Genomic DNA, 1,348 nt, shown 5'->3' on the forward strand with positions numbered 1-1,348 from the left:
GATGGGCGTTTCCCAGGACTGCACCATGCTGGTCACCAACGCCCTGGCTGCCGTCGGGATCCATTACCACGGCTGGCCGGCCGGCTACCTGTCCCTCGGCCGTACGGTGAGCGCCGCCGAAGCACAGCCGGGCGACCTCGCCTACTACCAGAACGGCGGCATGGGCGAGGCCCACATCGCGGTCTACGTCGGTAACGGCATGGCGGTCCACGGCGGCTGGAACGGCGGCACCACCGCGCTGTACAGCGTCAACGTCGGCTCCGGCCCGGTCTTCATCCGCGTCGGCGGCTAAGACCCAGCCCCGGCACCAGCCGGAAGCACTCCGAAGGACCCCTGCCCCGGCAGGGGTCCTTTTGCTTTGTGAGCGCAGCCGTTCGGTGGCGGCGCAAACTCCCGGCACGGAACTCTCACAGGGAAAAATTCGGTAATCCGGGCCTTCGGTGTTTACTCTTGTGGTGTCGATCCATAGCCCGACCATGCAGAGGGCAGCCGGCCCTCGTGCCCCTGGCGGGTGCGGCCGTGAAGAGGTATGCGGATGCGCACTCTCGTTCTGAATGCTGGATATGAGCCGCTGGCGGTAGTCACCTTCCGCCGGGCGCTGGTGCTTGTGCTGACCGGAAAGGCCAGCGTGGTGGCCGAAGGGGAGGACCCCGTGGTGGGTCCGCAGGACATCCTCGGCCGCCCGACGGTGATCCTACTTAACCGGTACATCAGGCCCCGGTACAACGCCCTGACGGCGGTCAGCCGCAGGGGAGTGCTGCGCCGGGACAACCACCGCTGCGCGTACTGCGGCAAGGCCGCCCACACGATCGACCATGTGCAGCCCAAATCCCGGGGCGGCGCGGATTCCTGGGAGAACCTCGTGGCAGCGTGCCTGCGCTGCAACAACGCCAAGGGGGACCACACGCCCGCCGAAATGGGCTGGAAACTCGGCTTCGTTCCGGCTCCGCCGAAGGGCACCATCTGGCAGATCAAGGAACTGGAGAAGCCCACCCCGGCCTGGGATCCGTTCCTTCTCCCCGAATCGGCGCACTGAGCGCAGCGCGCCGACCGGACAGCCGGTGCGGCTCCCGGGCTGGTACAGCTAGGCTGGGCGGGTGGAATACGACGCCGTCATCCTCGCCGGGGGCAGGTCCTCCCGGCTTGGTGGTGTGCCCAAGGCCCAGTTGAGGGTCGACGGCGCCACGTTGCTTGAGCGGTCCCTGCAAGCGGCCAGCGGGGCCCGCCGCACCGTCGTCGTCGGTCCCGATCCCGGCGGCCTTCCGCCGGACGTGCTGGGCTGCCGCGAAGGCCGGGATCGGGACCGACGACGACGGTGCGGCGGGCCCCGCTGGCCGCTTGCAGGGAC

At 69.1% G+C, this 1,348-nt stretch carries 3 protein-coding genes; all 3 read left to right on the forward strand.

The window, feature by feature from the left end:
- Positions 1 to 292 (forward strand): NlpC/P60 family protein (locus AB4Y86_RS18990; RefSeq protein WP_441403678.1); only part of this gene is annotated, 292 nt, incomplete at its 5' end.
- A 243-nt stretch (positions 293 to 535) separates the two neighbouring features.
- Entirely contained in the window at positions 536 to 1,036 is a 501-nt protein-coding gene (locus tag AB4Y86_RS18995) for an HNH endonuclease (protein ID WP_441403679.1), read from the forward strand.
- Between the two features lie 61 nt (positions 1,037 to 1,097).
- A partial coding sequence (gene mobA, locus AB4Y86_RS19000) for a molybdenum cofactor guanylyltransferase (protein WP_441403680.1) occupies positions 1,098 to 1,348 on the forward strand: 251 nt, incomplete at its 3' end.

The sequence above is a fragment of the Arthrobacter sp. 2YAF22_2 genome (assembly GCF_052114645.1).
Classification (GTDB): domain Bacteria; phylum Actinomycetota; class Actinomycetes; order Actinomycetales; family Micrococcaceae; genus Arthrobacter.